Genomic DNA, 18821 nt, shown 5'->3' on the forward strand with positions numbered 1-18821 from the left:
TAATTGATTGATAGATTGCATATGATGCAATCAGAAATAGGCAGGAAGGACAGAGATGACACAATTTATACAAAAAATAGTATTGGCAACAGCAACTTTACTGCTTTTACCGATGTTATCTTTCGCTGGAGGCCCAGGTGGTAAGCCTAATATGCCTGTACCTAAAGCAGATGTTTTTATTATTGAAGTTCAAAAAGACCTGCCAATAATATTGAAATATCCAGCACAGATTAAACCATTTGAAAAAGTGAATGTGGTGGCAAGAGCGTCTGGTGTTTTAGAGAAAAAATATTTTAGGGAAGGAGAGAAGGTAGTCAGAGGCGACTTGCTCTATTCAATCGAAGATGATGTTTATGTAGCGAGAGTCAACGTCGCGAAATCATCCTTGAAAATAAGTCAGGCAGTTTTTAACAATGCCTTAAGAAGTTGGAATAGAATTAAAAATCTTTTTAAAGATAAAATCGTCAGTGAAGACAAAAGAGATACAGCGCTCTCTGTTTATGAGCAAGCATTAGCCTCTCTTTCTCTGTCGAAAGCAAATTTAGAGCAAGCGCAAATAGATCTGGATTACTCAAAAGTAAAAGCACCTATTAGCGGCGTTATCGGATTGAAAAAAGTTGATATTGGTGATTTTGTGAGTGCAAGTCCACCAACTAACCTTATTGAAATCACTCATAACAATAGAGTGTACGTGGAATTCTCTATGCCACTTCGTGACTATTCAAATATAAAGAATGATCTTTGGATAACACCGGAAAATGGCCATATTTCTGTTGAACTTGAAATAGATAATAATGCAACGAATAGAACAGGGATGGTTGATTTTGTGGATGTAAATATTCAAAAGTCGACCTCCACGGTAAAGATGAGAGCCGTTGTTGAAAATGGTGATGGTTATTTGATGCCTGGTGGATTCGTTAGAGTGATTATTCATGATATTGTGCAAAAAAATGTTATTACCATACCTCAAAAGGCCGTTACACAAAGCTCGCTTGGAACAACTGTATTTGTTGCTGAAAATGGTCGTGTTAGTGTCAAGTCCGTTATATTAGGTCGTCAAACGGGGGATAAATATATTGTTGCCGGAGGGCCTTTAACAAGTGGTGATCAAGTTATCATTAATAACTTCTTCAGATTAAAACCCGATGCTGAAGTCCAGATAGATAAAATAATTAATGCAGAAGGCAACTAGATGTTTTCACGATTTTTCATAAATAGACCAATTTTTGCAACCGTAGTATCGATACTGATCATTATCGCTGGCGTCATATCCATTAATATACTCCCTATTAAAGAGTATCCAGCCGTTGTTCCTCCTCAAGTCATGGTGCAGGCAATTTATCCTGGTGCAGACGCCAAAACCTTATCTACAACTGTTGCGACGATGCTTGAAGAGTCTCTTAATGGTGTGGATAACATGACGTATATGACCTCAACCGCATCACCCAGCGGGATACTTTCGCTGAGTGTATTTTTTGAGGTTGGAACTAATGTTTCGCAAGCAAAAGTTGATGTTAATAACCGGGTTCAATTAGCCTTGAGTAAATTACCGGAAGAGGTGAGAAGACAAGGTATTAGTGTTAAAGAAAGATCGCCCGATATGCTGAAGGTGATTGCGTTTACTTCAAAAGACCAAAAGCACGATACGATTTTCATCTCTAACTATTTAACGATTAATGTGATGGATGACCTTAAAAGGATTAAGGGAGTCGGTGATGCAATGATCTTTGGTGCGAAAGATTATGCAATCAGAGTGTGGATTGATCCGGATAAATTAGCTTTTTATGAACTGACTTCAAGCGATATTAAGGAGGCAGTCAGAAGCCAAAATGGCCAGTATGCAGCTGGCTCTATTGGTGCTGAGCCTGTCAAAAAGGCTCAGCCGTTTACTTATTCAGTGACAACGGAAGGTCGATTAAAAAGTGTTGGAGAGTTTGAAAATATTATTGTTCGATCCAATCCTGATGGTTCGACATTAAGAATTAAAGATATCGCTACAGTTGAGCTGGGGGCAGATGGATATGACACCTCGGCAAAATATAACAATCAACCCATGATGCCGGTAGCTATATTTTTATCACCGGGTGCCAATGCATTAGAAGTTTCAACAGCAGTCGATGAAAAACTAAAAATGCTGTCGGATAAATTTCCCGGAGATTTGGAATATAGTTTTCCTTATGATGCAACAATTTTTGTGCAATCATCGATAGATGAGGTTATTAAGACATTCATTGAAGCGATTTTATTTGTCATTATTCTGATTTATCTTTTTTTGGGAAATTTGCGGGTAACCATTATCCCTATTCTTGCTATTCCTGTTTCGGTTATTGGTACGTTTGCAGGGCTTTATGTGGCAGGATTTTCTATCAATCTGTTAACACTGTTTGGCTTGATATTGGCTATTGGACTGGTGGTGGATGATGCCATTATTGTGATAGAAAATGTTGAGCGAATTATCAGGACAAAGAATATCAGTGTAAAAGATGCAACTATTGAAGCAATGCATGAGCTTACAACGCCATTGATTGCCATTGTGTTGGTTCTATCCGCTGTATTTGTGCCTGCGGCACTGAGCGGCGGATTCAGTGGTGTGATGTATCAGCAGTTTGCAATGACTATCGTTATTGCTGTTGTTATTTCCGGTATTGTTGCCCTGACTTTAACTCCCGCTTTGTGTGCCATATTCCTCAAAGAACATGAAGAGCAAGCGATATGGCCAATAAGAAAATTTAATCAATTCTTTGATTTGTTAACCAAGCTGTTTATAGGTTTTACCCGGCAAACCATCAAATTATGGTTTTTCTCACTGATCTTATTTGGCGGGCTCATCTATGCAACCTATTCCATCATGGAAAAAATACCATCTGGGTTAGTGCCTGCTCAAGATAAGGGTGTTTTGATGGTGCTTACTTATATGATGCCGGCCACGTCTCTGGGGGAATCAGCCAAAATAACGAACGATATAGAAAATGAACTATTGACCAACCCCAATATTATTTCTACGGGAGCTATAACAGGGATAGACTTGGTCACATTTGCCTATAAAACAGATGCTGCCATTATGTTTGCGATGCTGAAACCCTGGAGTGAGAGAACAGAACCTGAGCAAAATTCACAAGCTTTAGCCGGGCAGTTGATGATGCAATTTATGCAGGGTAAAGATGCGATGGTTATCCCTGTCAATCCACCGCCAATTATGGGTATGAGTGCGACTGGTGGATTTGAGATGTGGATTCAAGATAGAACCGGTGGTGATATACAGCAACTTGATAAGTATATCAACGAGATAGTGGAGAAGGCAGGTCAAGATCCAAGGCTTATGATGGTAAGAACCACATTGAATACCAATGTGCCACAATATAATTTGAAAGTTGATCGGGAAAAAGCAAAATCAATGAATGTTGATGTCAGTACTATTTTTGACACACTTCAGAGTACCTTTGGCAAGAGCTATATCAATGATTTCAACTTATATGGCCGGTCATTTCATGTCAATATCCAATCAGATACACAATTTAGAGATACAAAAGAGAGTTACAAAGACGTCTATGTCCGATCGGAATCGGGTGAACTCATCCCTGTAAGTGAACTGATAGAGATAACAAGAGTGATTGGTGCCAGCATTATTCAACGGTTTAATATGTTTACCGCAGCCAAAATCACCGGAAACCCTACACTGGGCTATGCATCGAGTGATGCGATGAAAGCCATTGAAGAAATATCAGCTGAAGTGTTACCGGAGGGCTATGCGATTGCCTGGTCTGGAACCTCATTTCAAGAGAAAAAATTAGCAAGCAGCGGTAGTAATGCAACACTCTATGCCATTGTATTTATATTTTTAATTCTTGCTGCCTTATATGAGAATTGGAGTATTCCTCTGGCGGTTATTATTTCTATCCCCTTTGCTATTTTTGGCGCCGCATTGGCGGTTTCCATGAGACATTTGGAAGCGGATATTTATTTTCAAGTGGGTCTCGTTACTTTAGTCGGTCTATCCGCTAAAAATGCTATTCTGATAGTAGAGTTTGCAATGAAAAAACTGAGAGCGGGCATGTCTTTGATGGATGCGACCATTGAAGCCGCAAGACTTAGGTTCAGGCCGATTATTATGACCTCTTTAGCGTTCATCGTAGGGACATTACCGTTAGCGATAAGTAGCGGTGCAGGATCGAGTAGTCGTCATATTATAGGTACAACAGTTGTTGGCGGAATGGTTAGTGCAACGGTTATTGGTGTCTTGTTTATTCCGATGTTTTTCTATTTTATTGTCAGAGTTAAGCAAAGATTCAGTAAAGCCAAGAAGGATAATTAGTCGACCCTGAAATATTCATAACGCAATGATTTATATAAAATAAGCGTCCGTGAAAGGGGTAAAAGCAGAGAAAAACTGGACGAAACAGAGGTGGATAATTGAGCAAAGCCAAGACAGCCAATCCCAACCAGAAAAGTTTCCTGCACCAGAACTTACTGGATCAGCTGAACCCCAAGCATCCACTTTTGCTACTGGCCAGACAGATAGACTGGTCATATTTTGATGCTGAGTTTGCCCGCTTTATTCTCATCGTGGAAAGCCCTCAAAACTGGCCTTTCCCCCAGAAATAGAGCCATGACAAGGATGAGATTTCCAATTAGTCTGTGTATTAGGAGATCTCAAGATGAAGAAGAAGCGTTACAGAGAAGAGCAAATTATTGGTGCCATCAAGCAGCATGAGTCAGGGGTAAAAGTTGATGACATTTGTCGTCAGTTCGGCATTTCAACCGGGTGCTTTTATAACTGGCGAAGCAAATACGCCGGGATGGATGTCTCAGAAGCCAAACGGCTCAAAGAGCTTGAAAGCGAAAATAACAAGCTTAAGAAGTTACTTGCCGAGAAAATGCTTGAAGCTGAGGCGATGAAGGATGTGCTCTCAAAAAAGTGGTAAAGCCTGCTGATAGAAAACAAATCGTGAGCTACCTTAAGTCGCGGTTCAAATTAAGTGAGCGTAGAGCTTACCAATTAGTAGGCTTAAGTAGAACCGCTTTTCGGTACGTTACTCAATGGGGAAAAGATGAGCCTCTACGCAAACGGTTACTTGAGCTGGCAAAAAAGCATCCGAGTTATGGTTATTTGTTTTTACATGGCCTCCTGAGAGGAGAGGGGCTTGTGAAAAACAAGAAGCGGACCTACCGAGTCTATAACGAAGAAGGTCTTCAAGTGAGGACTAAAAAACGCAAGAAGATAATACGACCAAGAATGCCAACGATTATGCCCATTGGTAAAAATATACGCTGGTCAATGGATTTTGTCAGTGATCAGTTGGCTAATGGTCGCCGCTTTCGAGTATTTAATGTGATTGATGATTACTCAAGAGAAGTTATTGGCCAGCTCTCTGACTTCTCGATCAATGGTCACCAGGTCGCTCGTTTTTTAACTCAGGTGATTGAGCTAAGGAGCGCTCCGGATCAAATAATCTGCGACAACGGTACTGAGTTTACTAGCAAGGCGATGTTCTACTGGCAAAAAGAAAGTGGCGTTAAGCTAGGTTTTATTCAGCCAGGTAAGCCTACTCAGAATGCGTTTGTAGAAAGCTTAAACGGTAAATTCAGAAATGAATGCTTAAATCAGCATTGGTTCAGGTCCATTGATGACGCTAGACATGAAATTGATCAATGGCGAGAGCACTACAATCACGTGCGGCCTCATAGCGCATTAAATTATTTGTCACCTGTGGCCTTTGTGAATAGGGCCGCTTAGAATGAATTATCTCATCCAAGTCTTGGTATTAAGATGGGGGGAAGGTCAATCTGATTGAGGTGAACATCAAATTTCTCTGATTGTTCCGCCATAGTCAGATCTCCTTTCAAGCCAGCAATAGCTACCTTGGCTTTAAAACTGGGTTTATGGTTTCTACGTTTTCTTCTCATCTTCTGCTCCTGTCTTTCAACATTGTTGCAGAAGTCACTTAAACTGTCCGTATGCCTGTCCGACTAATGGGATACACCTCTATCTTCTTCAGTTTTGATGTTTTTAGCAGCCGCCTGGGCTATCGCTTGGACAATCATCTGCCTATCCTCATCCATGTTTGGGGTTAATGATAGGCAGTTACACAGAATTCAGGACAGTCTCTCAATTCTATAACCATCAATGGATGCATTCTGGAGTTGGCTACTTACCGCCAGCAGTATTTGAGAGTATGGCGGCATGAAAATAGACCTCTCCGATTTATCGGGGGAAGATCACCTCCGACTATCCTATATCCGCTTGCGAATCTCCACGAATAACGAAGGAGTGAACGGTGCATCCATCTGGCAGCCCGGATAGCCCTGCGAAATACTGAAGATAGGGATTTTCCTGGATCTGGCTCATTTTTCGTGCGCCGTTATACCTGATATGGCACCTTTACTGAAATAATATGAAAGAGTTATGATTTATGAACACGCTCTACATGGCGCAGCTTCGGATGAATCGGCCGAATGCTGTCGGCTCGAGCTTTGAACTCGAGTGTGGATAGAAGGTGTATAAGGAGAATTGCGTCGGTTGCCATGGTCGTCAGGGATAGGGCGATGCAAATGATCATATTCCCCTGATTCAGGGGCAGAATTATCGTTATCTGGTGCATCAGTTTGAATGGATTCACAATGGAAAACGGCGTAATTGAGACTCCAAAATGGTTAAACAGATTCAGCGTTTCACTCTGTGGTGACGTGATGGCTGTGATGGATTATGTCTCACGAATCCGTTCATCTGCAGAGAAACTTGCCGAGCTGGGCTGGCAGAATCCTGATTTTCCAAAGTATGCCCACAATCCGGTGAGAGAAGAGTGCCGGTTCGGGGTCCAGTGCCGCCAATTCGGAGAGCTGGATAGCCTGGGTAAATTTAAAAAATATGATAAAAACGGGGCCAAATGGCCCCGTTTTTACTTGCCTGTGCTTGAGCGATCAACCAAAAATATCGTTGGTGATGTTATTAAACCAGCTGTGGGCGTAAGCCACTTCCTTTTTAAACACATCTGCACTAGCATCGCCCGAGGTCAGACCGCCGGAGACCTTGGTAATCTTGGAGCGGTCTTCTGCCAAGCGATAAACAGCGGCTACGGAGAAGCCGTAGTCCTTGCCCGCGATGGAGTAGCAGGTGTTGGCGTAGGAGGGAGTGCCAGGTTCCTGGCCGTTGAGGAGGGCGACCACGGCTGCGGCGCAGACCTTGGCCTGTGAGTTGCCGGCATAGCCTGATTTTGGCATGCCTTTGGCAATACTTGCGTCACCGATGACATGGATATTGGCATGTATTGTGGACTCAAAGGTGCCAAGATCGATCGGGCACCAGCCAGAGTCATTGGTGAGACCGGTGGCAAAGGCGATGGCGCCCGCCTTTTGTGGTGGAATGACGTTAATCACATCACCCTTGATGTCATCATCGAATGCAGTGGTGACTGTTTTGGCGGCAGCATCAACCTTAACCACACCAGCCTCTTCCTGCTGACCATGCCATTCGATCATAGCATTGTTGGTTCCATAGCCATACATTCTTTCCCAGGCGCCGGTGAACAGGCCCATTTTGGAAAATTTTGGCTTTGGATCGAAAATGAGAACCTTTGATTTTGGTTTGTGCTGCTTCAGATACATGGCGATCTGGCTGGCCCGCTCGTAAGGACCGGGAGGACAGCGGAAAGGGTTTGGTGGCGGTGCAATAATAACGGTGCCGCCATCTTTCATGGCTTCCAGTTGTTTGCGCAGCAGTGCGGTCTGTGGACCCGCTTTGTAGGCATGAGGGATCTTCTCTGCAACCCCCGCATCATAGCCTTCGATGGTGTCCCAGTTGAAATCGATACCAGGAGCAACGATACAGCGATCATAGCCGTAGCTGCCGCCGCTGGAGGTTTTTACCACGCGTGCTTTGGCATCGATACCGGTTACTTTGGCATTAACCACTTTGACGCCATGTTTGCCCAGGCCTGTGTAGCCGAACTTGATGGAATCCAGAGACCGGCCACCGCTCAGGACTTCGTTACTCATGTAACAAGTGTAATAGTGGCTGTTAGCCTCGATCAGGGTTACATCTACTGAAGGGTCTGCTATACGGATATACTTTGCGGCGGTTGCGCCGGCGGTACCGCCACCCACAATCACCACTTTTTTGCTAGCGCCCAACGCAATGTAGGGGACGCCAGCCATACCGACCGCAGTGGCTGCACCGGCAGCCTGAATAAATCCTCGACGTGTAATCTTCATAAATTCTCTCCGACCTTATTTCTGCTGGCTGGCGTAGTAGTTGAGCAGGGCAGTGATGCCATTGCTGCCTTTCCTCTCAAGCATGGTTTTCAGATTCTTTTTCATCTTCTTAGAGGCTTTGCGATCACCTGCTTTGTAGTTGGCCAGCTGCCAGTTCACGTAGGGTGTCCATTGACCGGCAAGTACGCCTGCGTCGTCTTCAGCCGACTGCCCTCCCTCGGCATGACATTTTTCGCAGTACTTATCATGCAGTTTTGCACCGGCTTTAGCCAGTTCCGGGTCGAAGTTCTGGGTTGCTTTGACGAAGGGTTTACCTGCGAAATATTTTGCGATGGTTTTGAACTCGTCAGCAGTGTAGCCCTTGGCAATGCGTCCCATGATGGTTGATGGAATTTCACCGGACGCAAAGCCTTCCATGGTTTCAACCATATAATCTGGGGAAAACCCGGCAATAGAGGGTGCTGCAGGACCCTGGCTTGCGCCATTGGTACCGTGGCAACCTGCGCAGGTATTTGCGAGCATGCTGGCACTTGCTCCCATCATCAATTTTGGTTTATCGGCAGCGCGGGCTGAGAAAGTAGCGCCAACTACAAGCCCAGCAGACAGAACGGCCATCGTTAAGGTTTTATACGCCATGATACCTCCTTTGGTTTTCATGCTTTGCGTTTTTATAAAAAGAGATGCATGAATGCTCTCTTATATTGTGTCAGATCCCGATATTTTATCGCGTCTAACAACATTACATTGGTAGGCCGGCAATACTGTTTTAGGCCTCAAATCCGTCATCACAAAATGATGCACGGATTTCATATCATCCTTTACTGTCAGTTATCATTAAGCAGTGAGATTACTTTTTTATTCCGTTTTTTCTTCGCAATGCTTGCTGCAGTACGGCCGTCACTGTTTTTGATGCTGGGGTCAGCGCCATTTCTCAAGAGCAGGCTGACCAAGTCCGCAGAGCGGACCGAGGCGGCTTCCATGAGCGCGGTGACGCCGTCATTATCCTGCATATCCAGATCCGCTTTTCTGAAGATCAATCGCTCGGCTACATTGAAGTGCCCCTGCCCCACCGCCCATATCAGAGCCGTGGCTCCGTCCTGGTCACGGGCATTAATGTTGCCACTATTGTCAAGTAGAAGATCGACAACAGCCGCCTCTCCTTTGTCTGCCGCAATGATCAGTGCCGTGGAGCCATGCCGGTCACGGCTATTCAGGCTTGCACCACCCTTGATCAACATGGCTACGGCACTGGTGTGCCCTTTTTCTGCAGCATGCATTAAAGGTGTGCGTTTCTCTTTATCACCTAGGTTGGGGTTGGCCCCTTTATGGAGCAGCAGCTCCACCATACCGGTGATGCCGTAGCGTGAGGCAATTGTCAGAGCGTCCCAACCGGCTCTGGCGCGTGCCGTCAGATCGGCGCCCCGTACCAACAACATGGCAGTGAGTGTAGCACGGCCGTTCTCCGCGGCAAATGTCAGGGCTGTACACTTGGCAACGGTCACTGCATTGACATCGGCACCGCGCGCCAGCAGCAACGCAGTGGTCTCCACGTTGTCATTTTCAATGGCCATCATCAGTGCTGATTTGCCGAATTTGTTACCGCTGTCGACATCGACACCCTCGTCAAGCAGCAGCTTCACCGTGTCGATATCGCCAATGCTGGCTGCCAAGCGGAACTCTTTCTCTTTGGTGTTCTCTCCGGCAAATGCCGTGCTGACGAGCGAGAGGCCTAACAATAATACGAGGATCATGTTTTTTTTCATGTTTTTTTCAGTACCGATTCCGGCTTAGGGGTCATCAGCCCTTCTCCTCACTCTCTATCTTTTTCAGGTTCGTCAGGCTCTTTGTGGGCGATGCCCTTATGGCAGTCGATACAGGTTTTTCCCTGATCGACAGCCTTAGCATGGCGTTTCCGTGCGCTGCGGTCCTGTTCACTCAGATCCATCTGATCGTAATCGTGGCAGCTCCGGCATTCACGGGAATCGGTGGCTTTCATTTTATCCCAGACCCGGTTTGCCATTTCCCAGCGGTGGCTCTCGTATTTCTCTTTCGTGTCAAGGGTGCCGAGAATTTCGTGCATGACATCTTTGTAAGCCATTACCTTGGTTATTATTTTTGGTACAAATGATTTTGGCACATGGCAGTCAGCGCAGGTGGCGCGTACACCGGAGGTATTTTTGTAGTGAGGCGTCTCTTTGTACTCCTCCAGATTTATTTTCATCGAGTGACAGGTGGTGCAGAACTCCATCTCATCGGTCGCTGAAAGGCCGACATTGAACAAGCCACTAAAGATAATACCTGCTCCAAATACCAGAATAAGGATGAAAAAGTACTTTTTCTTCGAGCTTTTGCCGCTCCCGGAATTGCTGTCCATAAACCATTCTCTTTTGATTCCTGCAGTACATGTCTTTGCCAAGGCGTTTGCGGGATAAAAAGGGGGCTATTTATGCCGAATTGACTCCATCCAGCATGCTTCCACTACATCGTGGAGAGCAGCGCCTCCTCCCATTTTCAAGGCAATATAATCCACCGCAGGTTTCTTACATTTTTCTGATTATAGTGGAGGATATTAGGGGATATTCTGTTTTTTTGCAAAATCCCCCATGGAAAACAGCAACATAAGTGCTTCGGCGTATTGTTATGTTTTGATGGGCTTTGAGGCGGCACCTGTTCAACTGGTCAATCTGGCGTAGAGCAGAGGAAGTTCTTTGGGCAGTTGTGATGGTTTGTGGATAACGATGTAACTGTCCGTACTAAACAGATGGGGTGGGTAACCATTGCCTTTGGCATCGATGGTGACACAGAAAGACTCAGTCCCAGTTGCCGAGCTTCGTGGATTGCCTGATGGGTATCTTCAATGCCATAACGCCCTTCATATTTGTCCAGGTCGTTGGTTTTTTCATCGGCCAATATTCAGTAACAGCCTGCGACCGGCAGGTTGCTCTTTCAGAATATTGCTGCTTCGGCGTATGGCTGCCTTAGTATCCGGGTTTAATCACATTAATGCGGCGGCCGCGGGTGGCGCCAGTGTAGTTTTCGTCGAAGGTTTTGATGTTGTGAAAGCGAATAAGGTCATGCTTGCGGGATGGGAAGCCATGTATGGTAGACTGATCATCCGTGGCAGAGAGAGACTCTCGACAAACAGGAGTACACTGTCGCGAATGACATCGATCACTCTGGCGTGATTGCTAATCCAGGTATCGGTGGGGAGAGAGGTCGGCCAGTAGCAGACAGGCAAGATCCCGGACTCCAACCCCGAGGTCCCGATAGAGGCCGTCTGCTGCGGCTGCATGTCCGGCTGCGCGGTCTGTGGTGAAGCGAAAGTTAGGCATCGACGTCAATTCCATAGCCGTCCTGTTGTGCTCGATGCCAGATGCTGGAATTGGGCGCGCAGTTTCCGGGCTGTTTTACGAAGATGGTTGGGTAGATTGCAGGACTCTGCATTTGCGGAGATCATCGGCATCACTCGACAGAAGTCTCCGGTTGCAGCAGCTATTTTTTGAAATCCCCCAGGTGAAGATGTTCTCCATACGAATGGTGGTCAGGCCCTGGCCCTGCTTTGTTGATTTTTCGGCATGTTCGGCCTGTCGGCGGCGCTGATCCTCCAGGTTCTTTATTTCGCCATGGGTACCACCATCTCCACCTTCCCTGGCTGGTTGTGCTGGAGGTATAAGTGGAAAAGGGTGCAGCCACAGGGCAGCATGGGCTGGGGCGGGCGTCTGGTCGCTGGCAGTTGATGGCAACTGCCCGGTTCCAGTAGTGCCTGACGGATAGCATTCTCCTGGGTGGCTTCGGCTCCGGGAGTTTTTCCGGCGGTATTCTCAGGGCGATATGCGCTGGCTGCCAGTCAGGTATAGAGGTCTTTATTGAGTTACATTCTGGAAAGTAGTCGATGATGGCCGGCAGGTGCAGGGACTGATCGTCTCTCCAGGCCAGCTCTACCTGTTTATTGCTCCTGGCAATTCTGTCCAGCAGGCCACGGCGGGCACCATGTTGCGTAGCATTGGCGGCCTCGATCTGGAAGCCCGCCATCACCGCCAAGCGCCCGGAACATGATGCCATGCAGTTGACATCATTCAGGGTAACTGCCGCTTCCGGGTGACGGGTTGTCTCCATCCGGGTGATTATTTTGTGCCAGGATTCACCAACTTGCTCTTCCATTACGGTTACGAGGCTTCTGCTTTGTGCTCAGGTGATGAATCCCTGGATAATAATATTGAATCCTGCCTCCAGCGGGGTGACCTTACCGGCAATCAGGGCATTCACTCCAGGGTCCAGTGGATATCCGGTGAAGAAAAGTATCCCTGCGCCAGGTCGTAGTGGAACAGGTCAAGCGGCGACGCCAGGATGAGCAGCAGGAAAAAACCGGCCTGAAACAGGAAGCGCCAGTTTTGTAGACGAGTGGTCTCTCATCGTCCGAAGCTAACGCCGACAATCTCCATCAATGCCTAAGTGGCCTCTTTGTCGCCGGTTTAGGGGTTCAACAAGGGCCGCACGGCAGGCTTCCAGAGGATCATAGCCTCCCAAAATCAGGGTGGCGGTATAAAACCAGAAGACGGGCGGAGGCCGCTTCTTCCAAATCATGGTCTTTAAGTGCTCTGAGGGCATTTGGCCAGATGCTCGTCGATACCGGTTTCACCTTGCAGAATCTTCTGCTCTAACTTAGGGGTCTGGAAAATCAAAGCGGGCAGCAATAAAGCGCTGTCGGGCGCCCGTCAGTGGATGGAACACTACCATCGTATCCTTTCGCGCCTCCACCAACTCGTAGAGATAGCAGATAGCAGATAGCAGATAGCACCTTCTCTTACCGCCCGGGTAAAGGGGCGATCATTCTGGGTTGGGTGCCGTTTTTCCCTATCAAGCGCCTTTTGACCAGATCGGTGGCAGTCAGGTCATCACGGTAGGAGACGGCATAAACCGGATGCTCCAGTTTTGCAGCCATATAGCTGATGAAACGGTTTTTCCACAACCTGTTGGCCCTTTGGTCAGCATCGGTAACTGGTGCCTTGCAGGCATGTTCGAAGAGAGCGGTCTCATTACCCTATGGTTTATAAATGGAAGTTCTGCTTCGACCTGCTCAGATGCTGTCCCGGTGGTGATGTTTTCTACTCAATCTAATAGGTAGGGAAACGGGTCATTCTAGCTTAGTGCCTGTTTGGAAACTATTAAAAAGAGATGTGGATAGGGTTTGTAGGGTTTAACTGTTTGAAGCAAAAATTCGTGTGTCCGAATCAGATGTTCTTAATCATGCGATGCGAATAGTGGACCTACTTACTGATAATTACGTACTTTTCAGAGCGGGCTTTGATGAAACATTACAAGCTTATTTGTAACTATTCAGCCCGCTGCTTACAGTTTGAAATAAGAGATTTATTTCTCTTCCACGTCACCCCTATGAGCCTGTGAGTCAGCAAATGCACTAATAATCGCCTGAGCGTGGGTACGGTCTTCAGGCGGCAGTTGGCGGTATTTACGCACCAGGACCGCCTCCTCCTCTGAGATCCCTCCTGCCCTCTCTGGCTGTTGCCCTTCCGTGTAGTCGGTTCTGTTTTCGGTGACACAGAGTCCGGCACTACCATCGAAAGTCGGTCGCAACGTCCTGCTTTTTATTGTAGCGTCAGATTCTTCATATCTCACTGTTTTTGCTGTAGATTCTTTACCTTTATCTCCCTTTATTCCCGTCAGTATGTACTGAGTGTCCATCCCGAGTTTGGAAAGTAATTCAAGCTTATTTGCAGGAATATTTCCTTTGGTACACCAGTTATAGACCGTGTTCCTTACTGTTCCGAGATGATTGGCTACAGCGGTAATGCCACTGGGTACCTTATCAATCTCTTCCAATAGCCTATCTGATAATTTTTTTGAGTACATCCTTGATATGCTCAATATTTTGAGCTATAATGTTTTTGTGTTCAGAAATCCATACTGCATCACAGTCCTGAAAAAAAGACGATGAGTAGGGGGACGTATAAGATGCACTATGCCGATACAATAGTGGTTCTTCAAGAGCGGGAGCGCAAGTCAGCGGTGGCAGGCGCTCATCAATGCGGACGCGATCAATCGGCCGACCACGGTGGTTGTAACTACCATAGCGTTTACAACGTTGCTTTTGACAACGCAGGTGGCGGTGAAGGTTGCCGCCATGGGCTTTATCTTGAAGTATAAACTTGATAGATCCATTCATCTGGGTGATCGAAATAACACAAAAAGATTCAAGCTACAGGCTGATTTGCTCCGGATTCAGGTTCATATCGATCAACGGCTCAACGGCAAGCCCAGTCCACCATTGATATGAGTCCTCACCCTTGGACTGACGGCGTTCATTGGTCAAACGCTGGGCCTGCTTAGGACGATAGCCCCTAAGGCTTGTATTGCGCTGATCCCACGACTAATGGTCGATTTGTAACGTCCATCATGGCTATCTCCGTTTGGATTGTGCCCTGCTTTCAACAGTGCAGAAATCTGGCATTGTTCTTCCTGGCTAAGCTGTGTGTATCTCGTTGTGCTCCTCTTTACTTGCCGGATAGAGATAGCCTTGATGCTACTGCAGTTTTCCCTCTATTCGTCAAACTGGAGTCGCACTTACCGCTTGAATCCACCCCTCCTGTCAGCTAACGGGAAAAATTCATTAATAATCGAAGGGTATCTGTGCGCCATTTGAACGACCGGAAATTGTTTTGTCTGTGGCCAATAATATACTAACCATCAAACTATAGCTGAAGAATAGATTGGTCGATGAAGTAATCGTTTTGCAGAGATGGAGAAAGGGCTTGAGGGTATGGAAAAGCATTTACCGAGGGGTGCCAACCATGGTTGGTAAGAATTCTGCCGACCAAGCTTCTTAAATATCATCAGAATGACTATACGGAAAAGCCGAAAGACGGCATTCACTGATCAATCTAGAAGCTTTGTAAAAGTATTGGGTATAAATCATTCATAAGGGGTGTAGAGGGAAGTGAGTCTGAAGCCACATCCTACTGCACAATTCAATTACTAAAGAGCCATCTAAATTAATCCGAGGCTCTTTTAAAGTATCTGTAGTGAGGTTATCGGTATGGCTATCGTAGTGAAAAAAACATCCGACACATTACCCATTGAAATTAATGGAAAAACAATTGCGGTACATAGCGGCGATTACATCAAGCTTAATGTTAAGCTGAACGATTCGGTATTGCTGTTGGATATAGCCAGAAACGATGTGGCTGTCACAGTCGAAGGGGATAACCTGATATTAACCCTGCTGAATGGTGCGGTGATCATCTTGGAGGGCTATGTCAGAGTTGTTATCGCTGCAGAATGGGACAATGCACCTGAAGTGAGGTTTGCAGGTGGTGAGATTATTGACTCGGTTAATGCATTATTCGATCAGATTAAATTCGCAGACCGGAATGAAGATGTTTTTGAGTCTACCGATAGCCTACTAGGGGTTCTGGGGACATTCCGTCCTTATCTCTACAGCCCATACCCCACAAGGCCTACAGAGGTGGCTTAATTTTCATTTTGCACGATTGATTGCATAATTTCATCCAAATCTAGTAGGTTTTGTTCAAAGCTAAAGCTGTAAGTTCCGTTCAAATTGATGTTATGCCAAGCCACTGGCGAAACTTGCTTAATAATTTCCAACTTCTTATCGTCACTTTCCCCCTCAAAATGCTCAAGTAATCGCGTCAGTATCAGCGAATTAAAATAGATAATGGCGTTGGTTAATAGCCTCGCGCATTCATTCCACAAGACAATCTCATCGTCTGATTTTCCCTGGAAACGATTGCCATTCACATGTGCAATAGCACGCCGTAATTGATGATAAGCTTCCCCACGATTCAAGGCTCGCTGTACATAAGTTCTTAAACTGGCATCATCAACTTAGTCCAGTAAGTACATGGCCTTGAGCATACGATTATATTCAGTTAAAGCTTTCAGCAAGGGGTGGTTTTGACTATAGCCAGAAAGCTTTCTAACAAGGATCGCCTGCGTTATCGTCTTCTGCTGTAGTGATATAATAATGCGCTGTATCGTATCCCACTCATCGATAATTAATTCTGTATTAATAGGCTTTTTTAATGAGAGCGTTGCCTTATTGTCTTCTCCCTCATTTACATCAAAAAGATCTGATATCACGGTTCCAAACTGAGCATAGCGCGGCGCAAAGATATAGCCAAACAGGTCCAGCAAAGCAAAGTTAACATGATTAACGCCGTGCGTATCCGTTGACAAAATATCCGGCTTAATCTCCGAGGTATTGTTATGAAGCAGATCCAAAATAAAATGAGATTCATGTTCATTGGAACCAATAATCTGGGCATTCAAGGCTACATGATTGGCAATCAAGTTCATCGATGTTAGTCCTTTATTCGTGCCAAAATATTTAGATGAATAGCGAGTTTTAAAAGTCTCTAACCGTGATTCGAATTTTTGCCCGTCAGCACTGGCATGAATGAGTCCTTTTTGGATATTGTAATGCTTGAAGATTGATAATTTCGCTGTCGCATCGTTAATTGCATCATTGTCGAGGTTTAGCGTTTCAGGTCGCAAATAATTGGCCTGTACTGTGCGTAGATGATCATATGATCTATCAGAGATGCTGGCCATGCCGTGTAGGCCATAATAGGTTCCATTGCCAATGAGAGCCGCCAGTAAATCATTCAAATGATCACTCTGTCCGGACTGTACCTGGCGAACATGCTCAAAGTGCTTTAAAAATCCTGTTTCCTGATGAACGAAGCGTAATACATCGGCAATGTTAATCGGTTTCATACGATCGAAAAAGGGATTGTTTAAAGCCGATTTTGTGCCTGAATACGGCAACCTCCATTGAGTTTTTCCTGAGCGATTACGCAATACCACATTTCGATTGTCGCCCTCATCAATGCGCTGGCCAACCCGTTGCAGCTTATCGTTCATCTTTTTCTCCATCGATTTAACCCGCTGGGCAGGCTCTGTATTCATGCTATCTAGCATGGAACCTTTAAGTAGCTTGTCTTTCTGTGCCCAGGGGATATCTCCAACAAGGTCATCGTGTAATGCACGATATTTGATAGCCGTTGGTATAAAGAGTTTCCCACCAAGATTATTTTGAGCTGCTAAATACAGCATCAACTCGTAACGCTCAGAGAGTACGTTGTTATCAATATTGATAACATACAATTGGTGTTTGGCTGGAATCAATCGTCGATCTGACGATGCTAATTTACCAGCACCTAACAACTCTTTTTTCATTCTATTTAATTGTGCAGATAAAGCCTGTGTATTGTCTGATCCTTCAAAGGTCAGGCATAAAAAAATGGGGCGTATTAAGTGCTGAATCAGTTCACGCTGCTTATCATAAAATTCCCAGATGTAATCATTTTTCGTGCGTTTTTGTTTCTTCAGATACAAGCACAGTGATTCTATTTCCCGTGCTCCAAGCAAGCCTTGTACCCGTTGTTTTATTTGTCTAAATGACACATGGTCATCAATGGTGTCGTCAATAAAAAAGTATAATAATTCAGCGGCTTTGCTAATATTTACTACCGCGCCATCCCAATCTTTATAGGCCATTTCCTTGGCATACGCTTTAGCTTTTTCACGTAACTTTCGGACATGATAAATAAACCCATCAGCCAAACGTTCAATATTGATTTGTACCCGCTCCTGAAGATAACAAAGTAAATAAAGCTGCTGCGTGACACGGTCGAAGCGTTTAAGCTTGGTTATAGAGTAGTAATCAACCATCGCCGCATAGTGCAGTCGGTTTTGTTGCGATAGTGATAGAGCAGAGGCCACTTGATTAACTTCATCCATCCAGGGCTGAATCAACTTGTTGACGTTCAACTCTTTCTCCAATTCTGGAGCATTAAAACTTTTCGCCGCCTGCTTAAGTTCTTTAACGGTTAGCATACCTTTTCCATCAACTAACTCAGCCAAGTTAGTAGCTAATTCATCTGATATGGTTGTCTTTAATAGATTAGAAAGTCGCTTACGTTCCTGTTTTATTACCTGACTGATAATTCGCTGAAGCACGGTATATTTAGGGATTCCTGTATGATTTCGAGCTAAGTATTCGGTGCAGGCATCAAATAAAAAGCGCGGCTCAATCCAGGATTTAGCAACCTGTTGCAAATAGGTAATGAGAGGTTCCTGATGTTGTTCCACACACCATGTTTTGAATCCCTGAAGGTTTATAATCTTGTCGTAGATACGTGTTTTCTGCTTATTGCTAACACTGAAGCGAGGGACTTTAAATTTAGGGAAATATTCTTCAGCAATAAAGGTGAGATCTGCTTTCAATTCCTTGTAGGCCGGATTGAGCTGAATGGGCTTGATCTTAAAGTAACCCAGCAGAGCAATAGCATAGCATTTATGATTGCGATCCCTGATGGATTTAATAACGTCCTGCTCCAGATCATTCAGAGTAAAACTGATACGTTTTTCTTCCAGTGACAGGCTGGGAACGCCATATAAATCGTTAATTTCTGCTTCGTGGAGTACGGTCAGGCGTTCTTTATAAGGCATAGGCTTCTCGTAAAAGCCGGAATATTACTATAATTGGGATATTGAAGTGATTTTGAAAATTAAGGCACCTCTAGAAGCCTTATGAGGCATGGGCTGTAGCGATAAGTGTCACTTTAGGACGG

At 45.3% G+C, this 18821-nt stretch carries 14 protein-coding genes and 2 pseudogenes; 6 read left to right on the forward strand and 10 right to left on the reverse strand.

The window, feature by feature from the left end:
* Positions 1 to 55: 55 nt before the first annotated feature.
* The 4 genes from MN084_RS04900 (at position 56) to MN084_RS04915 (ending at position 5734) form a co-directional block, all read left to right on the forward strand.
* On the forward strand, positions 56 to 1192 hold the full coding sequence (locus tag MN084_RS04900; RefSeq protein ID WP_241086981.1) for an efflux RND transporter periplasmic adaptor subunit: 1137 nt from the start codon (positions 56 to 58) through the stop codon (positions 1190 to 1192).
* Complete coding sequence (locus tag MN084_RS04905; protein WP_241086980.1) at positions 1193 to 4312, forward strand: efflux RND transporter permease subunit; 3120 nt, start codon at positions 1193 to 1195, stop codon at positions 4310 to 4312.
* A gap of 98 nt (positions 4313 to 4410) precedes the next feature.
* Complete coding sequence (locus MN084_RS04910; protein ID WP_241086979.1) at positions 4411 to 4602, forward strand: hypothetical protein; 192 nt, start codon at positions 4411 to 4413, stop codon at positions 4600 to 4602.
* Positions 4603 to 4655: 53 nt separating this feature from the next.
* A protein-coding gene (locus MN084_RS04915; RefSeq protein WP_330178396.1) for an IS3 family transposase occupies positions 4656 to 5734 on the forward strand; the annotation gives its coding sequence in 2 pieces (ribosomal slippage) (positions 4656 to 4908 and positions 4908 to 5734; 1080 coding nt in all).
* Positions 5735 to 5745: 11 nt separating this feature from the next.
* Here MN084_RS04915 and MN084_RS04920 read toward each other — a convergent pair.
* From MN084_RS04920 to MN084_RS04960, 9 genes and pseudogenes are all read right to left on the reverse strand, one after another.
* Positions 5746 to 5904 (reverse strand): hypothetical protein, encoded by a 159-nt coding sequence (locus MN084_RS04920; RefSeq protein ID WP_445083888.1) that lies wholly within the window; start codon positions 5902 to 5904, stop codon positions 5746 to 5748.
* Between the two features lie 1014 nt (positions 5905 to 6918).
* The gene (locus tag MN084_RS04925; RefSeq protein WP_241086978.1) at positions 6919 to 8208 is read right to left on the reverse strand and encodes an NAD(P)/FAD-dependent oxidoreductase; all 1290 of its coding nucleotides are present in this window, start codon (positions 8206 to 8208) and stop codon (positions 6919 to 6921) included.
* 15 nt (positions 8209 to 8223) lie between these two features.
* The gene (locus MN084_RS04930; RefSeq protein ID WP_241086977.1) at positions 8224 to 8865 is read right to left on the reverse strand and encodes a c-type cytochrome; all 642 of its coding nucleotides are present in this window, start codon (positions 8863 to 8865) and stop codon (positions 8224 to 8226) included.
* 167 nt (positions 8866 to 9032) lie between these two features.
* A complete protein-coding gene (locus tag MN084_RS04935; RefSeq protein ID WP_330178397.1) occupies positions 9033 to 9971 on the reverse strand; it encodes an ankyrin repeat domain-containing protein in 939 nt (312 codons plus the stop codon).
* 47 nt (positions 9972 to 10018) lie between these two features.
* The gene (locus MN084_RS04940) at positions 10019 to 10582 is read right to left on the reverse strand and encodes a NapC/NirT family cytochrome c (RefSeq protein ID WP_241086975.1); all 564 of its coding nucleotides are present in this window, start codon (positions 10580 to 10582) and stop codon (positions 10019 to 10021) included.
* Between the two features lie 814 nt (positions 10583 to 11396).
* Positions 11397 to 11540: a hypothetical protein gene (locus tag MN084_RS04945; protein ID WP_241086974.1), complete on the reverse strand. Its 144-nt coding sequence runs from the start codon at positions 11538 to 11540 to the stop codon at positions 11397 to 11399.
* Between the two features lie 160 nt (positions 11541 to 11700).
* On the reverse strand, positions 11701 to 12369 hold the full coding sequence (locus MN084_RS04950; RefSeq protein WP_241086973.1) for a hypothetical protein: 669 nt from the start codon (positions 12367 to 12369) through the stop codon (positions 11701 to 11703).
* Positions 12370 to 12630: 261 nt separating this feature from the next.
* Positions 12631 to 13249: pseudogene (locus tag MN084_RS04955) on the reverse strand (CbbQ/NirQ/NorQ domain-containing protein); the annotation flags it as partial.
* A 329-nt stretch (positions 13250 to 13578) separates the two neighbouring features.
* Complete coding sequence (locus MN084_RS04960) at positions 13579 to 14094, reverse strand: hypothetical protein (RefSeq protein WP_330178398.1); 516 nt, start codon at positions 14092 to 14094, stop codon at positions 13579 to 13581.
* A gap of 66 nt (positions 14095 to 14160) precedes the next feature.
* On the opposite strand from MN084_RS04960, the gene MN084_RS04965 reads away from it, so the two are divergent.
* Both MN084_RS04965 and MN084_RS04970 read left to right on the forward strand, forming a co-directional pair.
* Positions 14161 to 14373 (forward strand): hypothetical protein, encoded by a 213-nt coding sequence (locus MN084_RS04965; RefSeq protein WP_241086971.1) that lies wholly within the window; start codon positions 14161 to 14163, stop codon positions 14371 to 14373.
* A gap of 901 nt (positions 14374 to 15274) precedes the next feature.
* On the forward strand, positions 15275 to 15700 hold the full coding sequence (locus MN084_RS04970; protein ID WP_330178399.1) for a hypothetical protein: 426 nt from the start codon (positions 15275 to 15277) through the stop codon (positions 15698 to 15700).
* On the opposite strand, the pseudogene MN084_RS04975 reads toward MN084_RS04970, so the two are convergent.
* A pseudogene (locus MN084_RS04975) lies at positions 15697 to 18699 on the reverse strand (Tn3 family transposase). The gene MN084_RS04970 and the pseudogene MN084_RS04975 overlap by 4 nt on opposite strands.
* Positions 18700 to 18821 lie beyond the last annotated feature (122 nt).

It is taken from the genome of Candidatus Vondammii sp. HM_W22 (genome assembly GCF_022530855.2).
In the GTDB taxonomy this organism is placed as follows: Bacteria; Pseudomonadota; Gammaproteobacteria; order Chromatiales; family Chromatiaceae; genus Vondammii.

Bases quoted from the DNA above. Each gene is read 5' to 3' on its own strand.
- MN084_RS04965 (WP_241086971.1), top strand. From the start codon at position 14,161: ATGAGTAGGGGGACGTATAAGATGCACTATGCCGATACAATAGTGGTT.
- MN084_RS04925 (WP_241086978.1), bottom strand. From the start codon at position 8,208: ATGAAGATTACACGTCGAGGATTTATTCAGGCTGCCGGTGCAGCCACT.
- MN084_RS04905 (WP_241086980.1), top strand. From the start codon at position 1,193: ATGTTTTCACGATTTTTCATAAATAGACCAATTTTTGCAACCGTAGTA.
- MN084_RS04950 (WP_241086973.1), bottom strand. From the start codon at position 12,369: ATGGAAGAGCAAGTTGGTGAATCCTGGCACAAAATAATCACCCGGATG.
- MN084_RS04940 (WP_241086975.1), bottom strand. From the start codon at position 10,582: ATGGACAGCAATTCCGGGAGCGGCAAAAGCTCGAAGAAAAAGTACTTT.
- MN084_RS04900 (WP_241086981.1), top strand. From the start codon at position 56: ATGACACAATTTATACAAAAAATAGTATTGGCAACAGCAACTTTACTG.
- MN084_RS04945 (WP_241086974.1), bottom strand. From the start codon at position 11,540: ATGCCTAACTTTCGCTTCACCACAGACCGCGCAGCCGGACATGCAGCC.
- MN084_RS04930 (WP_241086977.1), bottom strand. From the start codon at position 8,865: ATGAAAACCAAAGGAGGTATCATGGCGTATAAAACCTTAACGATGGCC.
- MN084_RS04935 (WP_330178397.1), bottom strand. From the start codon at position 9,971: ATGAAAAAAAACATGATCCTCGTATTATTGTTAGGCCTCTCGCTCGTC.
- MN084_RS04920 (WP_445083888.1), bottom strand. From the start codon at position 5,904: ATGAGAAGAAAACGTAGAAACCATAAACCCAGTTTTAAAGCCAAGGTA.